Source organism: Micromonospora sp. NPDC006431, assembly GCF_042870725.1.
In the GTDB taxonomy this organism is placed as follows: Bacteria; Actinomycetota; Actinomycetes; order Mycobacteriales; family Micromonosporaceae; genus Micromonospora.
In genome coordinates this window covers 20,699-27,033 of sequence record NZ_JBIAHQ010000044.1, presented here as the reverse complement: position 1 = coordinate 27,033, position 6,335 = coordinate 20,699, and the positions used below count along the sequence as shown (strand labels likewise).

Genomic DNA, 6,335 nt, shown 5'->3' with positions numbered 1-6,335 from the left:
CACAGTCGGCCCGTCCGTCCCTGAACACTGCAGAATGACCCACAGGGGTACGGAACGGTGGCAACGCCACGAGGTGGGATGCACTCTTCTCGGCAGAGCCGTGAGCGTTGGCTATGCCCCCGGAGACCATGTACGCGGCCAGGATGTAGTTGGGGTGCCGGTCCAGGTTCTTGCAGGCACGGTCGTAGCGCATGGTGGTTCGCGGTCGGCGTGGCAGGCGGCAATCTGCACGTCACGCATGCTGACCCCGGCGTCGAGCATCGTCGTCACGAACGTGTGGCGCAGCATGCCACCGGTGGGACGCACGCCTGGTCGCGTCGTGGGGACGCGCTGGGCGACGAGGCGTGGACCGCCACCGGCCAGCTCAAGGCGCTCGCCCCGAACCTCAACCTGAGCCGATGGGAGGTCGCCGTTGCCTTGCCCGCCGGTGACGCATGGTTCGTGCACAACCGGCCCTGACAAACTCGACCAGACCGTGACCCGCCGAGCTCGACCGTCGCCTGCGGACTGAGCCACTCCTTGAGGTTGTAGCCCTGGCTCGACCGAGCGGCCCCTCATCGGCGCGAGCGGTCGGCTGACTTGTCGGTCTCCCAAGGTGCGGCCCCTGACGGCCCGCTCGGCGGCAAGAGCGGATGTTCAACGGATGGAGCGAGGCGAGGCAAGTCGGTGGCGGCGTGAGCGACCGGCGCGAAGAGGACGTTCAGTACCCACGTCTGACGAAGTATTCGATCGACGAGCTTCCACGGCTTCCCGGCAGCCTACGGGTGGTGGTCACGCCGCGCGGAGTGGGCGTTGTCGGGCCGTACCATCTGCCCGTGTTCTCCCTCCGCCGGCGCGTGGTCGCCGGGTTCTTCGCCGGGGCCTTCCTTGTGGTCGACGCGGTGGTGTGCGCCCTGTTGGTTACGGAGTCGGTGACGCGTGCGTTCATCGTCGTCGGCCTAGCATGCCTGTCGCTGTGGGTGCACATCGTCTTGCACGAGTGCGGGCATCTCATCATGGCGTTGCTGTTGCGTTTGCCGGTTGTCGCGGTTCGTATCGCGCCCTTTACTGGTTGGCGCAGTGCCGTGTTGGTGCGGCCGGTGCCGTCGGCGACTGCGTTGCCGCTGCGGATGGTGTTGTTGCACCTCGGTGGTCCGATGACGAATCTGGTCACCGCGGGGGTGCTCGGTGCCGCAGCGGCGTGGACGGGCACCACGTCGGATACGGCGCTGATGCGTGTCGCGCTAGTCGCGGCCGCACTTGTTGCGGCCCTGCTCGGGGTGGTCAACCTCATCCCCGGGTTAGACCCCCACAGCGACGCCAGCAACGTTCGTCGCTGGCTGTTGGCCCCGACGGCCGCCCGCGCCGCGCTACGGGCCGGCCACCTCGCGAAGGAGGTGAGCGGGACGGTGCGGACGATTGCAGGCGGGGAGGGTAACGACGATCGTCTCGCAGATCCTCCTGACGACCAAGACCACCCGCGACGTGCCCCCGCTGCCTTCCGTCGGCGCTGGATCATGGGACCCGCGCAGCCGGCGGCAGATCTTGTCGCCGACGCCGCTCAGGAAGAAGCCAGACTGCTCAACCACAACTACATCGGCACGGAGCACATCCTGCTTGGCCTGATGCACGAGGGCGAGGGTGTGGCCGCCAAGGCGCTGGAGAGCCTCGGCCTCTCTCTCGAGTGTGTCCGCCAGCAGGTTGACGAGATCATTGGCCAGGGCCAGCAGGCGCCGAGCGGGCCCATCCCCTTCACCCCACGCGCCAAGAAGGTCCTCGAGCTGTCGCTGCGCGAGGCGCAGCAGCTCGGCCACAACCACATCGGCACCGAGCACATCCTGTTGGGCCTGATCCGCGAGGGCGAAGGCGTCGCGACTCAGTTGTTGGTCAAACTCGGTGCCGACCTCGATCGGGCACGGCAGCAGGTCGTCCAACTCCTGTCTGCACCGTGATCCTGTGGGATTCCAAAATGAAGGCGCCATCGACAGCGAAGTAGCCGCAGTTGTGTGCCTACCTCAACGCGGCCATGCAAGTTCCCGGTGCCGGACCCTCGACGCAGCGCAGCGACGCACCCGGAGGCCGGGCGACGTCGCGCGAAGGAGAGATGACTCAGCGGGCGGGCACCGGCTCGGACCACGGCCGCCACTCCCGCCTGATCAGCCCGTAGACCCACGAGTCAGAGACCTCGCCGTTCACGACGCAGTCTTCCCGCAACGTCCCTTCACGCACGAACCCGAGCTTCTCCAGCACGCGGGCAGAGGCCACGGCGATTGCTGTCTTGCTCGGCGGTTTCGCTCGTCGTGGTGCAGTATGCGGGCTGTAGGCCGTTGGCGGCCGGTCAGGTCGGCGCGGATTGGAGGGCGTCCGCGACCGGGCGGCGGGTGGCGGCCAGGGCGGGGATGGCGGTGAGTGCGGCGACGGCGAGCAGGACCGCGAGTGCCACGGCGAGCATCCAGGAGGCGGGTGCGTACTGCTGGTCGCCTGGGCTGGCGACCAGGTACAGCCCGATGCCGGCCGGGGCCCCGAGGGCGACGCCGGGTATCGCGGGAAGAAGCTGCGCTACCGCCATGCCCGCGGTTACCTGTGCAGGTGTGGCGCCGAGTGTGCGGGCGACGGCCAGGGGGTGGCGGGCGTCGAGGACCGCGGTCCAGGTGCTCACGATGGCGTTGATGAGTGCGAGGACGCACAGCACCACGATGACGAGGAACATGGCCTCGAGGGTTCGCGTGCTCTGCGGATTGGCCAGCTTCGATTCGCCGAGCTTGACCCGCGGGTCCTGCGCCAAGCCCATGAGCAAGGCGGCGAGCCCGGTCGTGGTGATCAGGGTGTTCACCATGACGAGGCGGGCGCGGCGGGGGCGGCGGGCGTTGATGCGTACCCCGATCAGCAGGGCGGTGGGCATCCGGCGGGACAGCCAGACGCGCCACCCGCGGCGGCGCGGTGGTGTGGCGGCGTCGGCCAGCGCGTGGACGGTGTCGGTGGTGGCGGCGCGTAGCACGGGTGCCAGCGTCGCCGCGGCGGCGATCGCGAGGGCGAGGACGGTGGCGGCGAGCACGGTGCGTAGCGCGGGCGGGTGGGTGCCGGTGGAGCCGAGGAGTCCGGCGCCGGGGTTGGTGAGCGCTGGTGCGGCGAGCCAGCCGGCGGTCAGGCCGGTGCCGGCGGCGGCGAGCCCGATGGCGAGGTATTCGGCGAGGTGGACGGCGGCGATCATGGCTGGTCCGGCGCCGACGGCCTTGAGTAGTCCTACCCGGCGGCGTTGGTCGACGACGCGGCCGGCGACGATGGTGGCGACGCTGGCCACCGCGAGGGCGGTGAGCAGCCAACTGCCGACCAGCAGGGCCAGGCGCGCCTGTTTGACGAGCTTGCCGTCCGCGTCGGCGATCTCCATCCAACTGGTGTATTCGATCCCGCCTTCGCGCTTGTGGGTGAACGAGGTGCTGGCCCGCGGGTCCGCGTATCTCAGGTTCAGGGTGTATGACAGCGGCCGCGCGCCGACGACCGCGCCGATCTGGCTACTGTCGACCCAGACCAGGCCGGCGCTTTCAGTCAGGGGGCTGCCCGCATCATTGCGCCAGTCGGCGCGCGGGTAGACGGCCCTGGCGGCGGTGACCGCGGTCCCGACCACCCGCAGCGGGTGGCCGTTGATGTCGACGGTGTCGCCGATGTGCACGCCGAGGGCGTTGGCGAAGGTGGGCTCGATGACCACGCCGCCGGGGCGTAGCCAGGTGCCGGCGGTCACCGCCGGCCGGTCGAGCGCCGCTGGGGAGTTGTCCCGGCCCTGGACGACCGCCGGCACGGTCGTGCCGCGGGCGGTCAGCATCAGATAGGCCATCGGGTACGGCCCGCTGTGTGCGGTGACACCGGGCGCGGTGGCCAGCGGCGCGAGGGCGGCCAGAGCCTCCGGGCCCGTCGCTCCCGGCATCGCCACCACGTCGGGGCCCGCGGTCGCGGCCCGGGTCCGCTCGTACGGCTGGGCCAGAGCATTGTTCAGGGCTTGGCCGAGGGTCAGCGTGCCGGTCGCGGCGCTGATGGCGAGCAGCAGCAGTACGGTCTCGGTGCGCCGCCGGCGCAGGTCCCGCACCATCAGCCGGCACACGAGCAGCAGACGCCCGGCCATTTCAGCGCCACCCGCCGTAGACCGTGCCCGTGCCGGAGGTGGTGGTGCAGGCGAGCCGGCTGTCGTCGGCGAACGACCCGTCACGCATGGAGATCACCCGGTCGGCGACCGCGGCGATGCGCGCATCGTGGGTGACCACCACCAGAGTCTGCCCCGCCGTACGCAGCTCCTCGAACAGCCGCAGCACCTCCAGGGTGGCCGCGCTGTCCAGGTTCCCGGTGGGCTCGTCGGCCAACACGACCAGCGGCTCGTTGCTCAACGCGCGGGCGATGGCGACCCGCTGCCGCTGCCCGCCGGACAACGCCGACGGCAGGTGCCTGGCCCGGTCGGCGAGCCCGACCCGGTCCAACAGATGCAGGGCACGTTGCCGGGCCCGGCGGGGAGACTGCCCGGCCAGCAACGCGGCCAGCTCGACGTTCTCCACGGCGGTGAGCTCGTCCATGAGGTGGAACGACTGGAAGACGAAGCCGATGTGATGCCGCCGCAGCCGGGCCAAGCCGCGCTCGCTCATGGTGTCGATCCGATGCTCGGCCAGCCAAATCTCGCCGTCGGTGGGGCGTTGCAGCCCGCCGAGCAGGTGCAACAGGGTCGACTTGCCGCAGCCGCTGGGACCCATGATCGCCAGAGTCTGCCCCGCGGGCACCTCCAGGTCGATCTCGTCGACCGCGCGCACCAGGGCGCTTCCCCAGCCGTACCGCCTGCTCACCCCTCGTGCCTTTAGCAGCGCCGATGTCATGCTGCACCACCCGGCATGGCCTCGCGGCCCTCGCTTCGCTCGGTGCGCTCGCTCATGGGTTCGCCGTCCCTCCGGTCCGGTCGCGTTCGGTCCACATGCGTTCGCACGCCTCCAACCACTCCAGGTCGGCCCGCAGCCGCAGCACGACCCCTTCCAACAACAACCCGACGACCGGATCCACCGACCGCTCCAACGCAGCCCGCTGGGCATCCCGCAACCGACGTAGCACCTCACGCCGCTGCGCGTCGACCAGAGCCACCGGATCGGCCAGCCGGGCGGCAGCGGCGGCCACCAGCTTGAGGTGGAACTCGGTGAGGTCGGGCCTCGGCCAGCTCACCTCGGTCAGCCAGGCGGCGACCCGCTGCTGCCCGGCCGGGGTCAACGCGTAGACCCGGCGGTCGGGCCGGTCCGGCAAACCCTCGGCGTGCTGCGAGGTCACCAGCCCCGCCTTGGCCAGCCGGGCCAGCGTCACGTAGATCTGCCCGGCGTTCATCGCCTCGCCGAGCGGGCCGAGCGCGCCACGCAAACGGCTGCGCAGGTCGTATCCATACGCCGGCTCCTTCGCCAGCATGGCCAGCACCACGTCCTGCACCGAACACACCCTCCGTAGATCGACAATAGATAACCGCTAGCCATAGCAATGTCAAATCGAGAGAGCAAGGGTGCAGCAGACAGAGTCCGCGCCGTCGACACGAGGGCTTGGCGCGCTCCCCGGATGGCCCTAACCACACCGCCGGGGACCGTCCCGCCGATTAGCAACGCAACGTCCTCGCAGATCGGCAGTTCACGATGCCCGCTCGACTCAGTGACCAGCGACCGACCGTGACCGCTCTTGATCGATCAGCACCCCCGTACTGCGGCAGATCCGTGCATCGGCCACAGCCAGGCCGGAACTGACGTAGTGCAGCCACGATGCGCCCGATGGGGCAGGTGGCATCAGCCCCGGATCGGTGACTTCGGTCTGCGGTAGTGGGCGAGAGTTCGAAGAGCGCTCGCTTCAACGTGGCCTAGTGCTGTGACCGGGATGGTTCACCGTGATCGGAAGGCGGCTCGCGGGACGAGCGCACGCGAAACGGCTGGTATTACTGGGGCATGCAGGAAGAGATTGCACGCTCCGCGATCGACACGTTCATCTCCGCGTTCAACGCCTCGGACGACAGCTATATGACTGCCCTGCTCTCCCAGGCTCTGACCTCAGACGTGGTCTTCTGGGGGCCGTTGGGTCGCAGCGAAGGAATCGCGGCGGTCGAGCGGTTCGTGCTGGACATCCGGCGCCACCCGGCGGGGACCGGCACGATGGTGCGCTGCTCGGCGGTGGACATGCCTGACGAGTGGGCCCGGTACCAGTGGGTCTTCACCACGCCGGATGGAGGTCCCCGCCTGGCGGGAACGGACGTCGTTCATCTGCGGCGGAGCCTCATCGACCAGTTCATCGTCTTTGCGGGGGAGATCGAACCGTCCGCCTCCTGAGTCATCCTTCTGTCACTGCCCTTCTCCTGAACT

General features: G+C 69.6%; 7 protein-coding genes and 1 pseudogene. 3 read left to right on the top strand and 5 right to left on the bottom strand.

Annotation, left to right across the window (positions count from 1 at the left end; all coding sequences use genetic code 11):
* A partial coding sequence (locus ACFYM6_RS34730; RefSeq protein ID WP_387281705.1) for a hypothetical protein occupies positions 1-193 on the bottom strand: 193 nt, incomplete at its 3' end.
* 83 nt (positions 194-276) lie between these two features.
* On the opposite strand from ACFYM6_RS34730, the gene ACFYM6_RS34725 reads away from it, so the two are divergent.
* The gene (locus tag ACFYM6_RS34725) at positions 277-459 is read left to right on the top strand and encodes a hypothetical protein (protein WP_387281704.1); all 183 of its coding nucleotides are present in this window, start codon (positions 277-279) and stop codon (positions 457-459) included.
* A 1,037-nt stretch (positions 460-1,496) separates the two neighbouring features.
* Positions 1,497-1,922: pseudogene (locus ACFYM6_RS34720) on the top strand (Clp protease N-terminal domain-containing protein); the annotation flags it as partial.
* A gap of 166 nt (positions 1,923-2,088) precedes the next feature.
* Here the strand turns inward: ACFYM6_RS34720 and ACFYM6_RS34715 are convergent.
* The 4 genes from ACFYM6_RS34715 to ACFYM6_RS34700 form a co-directional block, all read right to left on the bottom strand.
* On the bottom strand, positions 2,089-2,244 hold the full coding sequence (locus ACFYM6_RS34715) for a GNAT family N-acetyltransferase (RefSeq protein WP_387281703.1): 156 nt from the start codon (positions 2,242-2,244) through the stop codon (positions 2,089-2,091).
* Between the two features lie 73 nt (positions 2,245-2,317).
* Entirely contained in the window at positions 2,318-4,096 is a 1,779-nt protein-coding gene (locus ACFYM6_RS34710; protein WP_387281702.1) for an FtsX-like permease family protein, read from the bottom strand.
* 1 nt (position 4,097) lies between these two features.
* Entirely contained in the window at positions 4,098-4,802 is a 705-nt protein-coding gene (locus ACFYM6_RS34705) for an ABC transporter ATP-binding protein (protein ID WP_387281701.1), read from the bottom strand.
* Positions 4,803-4,884: 82 nt separating this feature from the next.
* Complete coding sequence (locus tag ACFYM6_RS34700) at positions 4,885-5,424, bottom strand: PadR family transcriptional regulator (protein WP_387281700.1); 540 nt, start codon at positions 5,422-5,424, stop codon at positions 4,885-4,887.
* A gap of 500 nt (positions 5,425-5,924) precedes the next feature.
* On the opposite strand from ACFYM6_RS34700, the gene ACFYM6_RS34695 reads away from it, so the two are divergent.
* Complete coding sequence (locus tag ACFYM6_RS34695) at positions 5,925-6,302, top strand: nuclear transport factor 2 family protein (RefSeq protein WP_387281699.1); 378 nt, start codon at positions 5,925-5,927, stop codon at positions 6,300-6,302.
* Positions 6,303-6,335 lie beyond the last annotated feature (33 nt).

Excerpts from the sequence above, each read along its gene's own strand:
- ACFYM6_RS34710 (WP_387281702.1), bottom strand. The coding sequence starts at position 4,096 with ATGGCCGGGCGTCTGCTGCTCGTGTGCCGGCTGATGGTGCGGGACCTG.
- ACFYM6_RS34695 (WP_387281699.1), top strand. The coding sequence starts at position 5,925 with ATGCAGGAAGAGATTGCACGCTCCGCGATCGACACGTTCATCTCCGCG.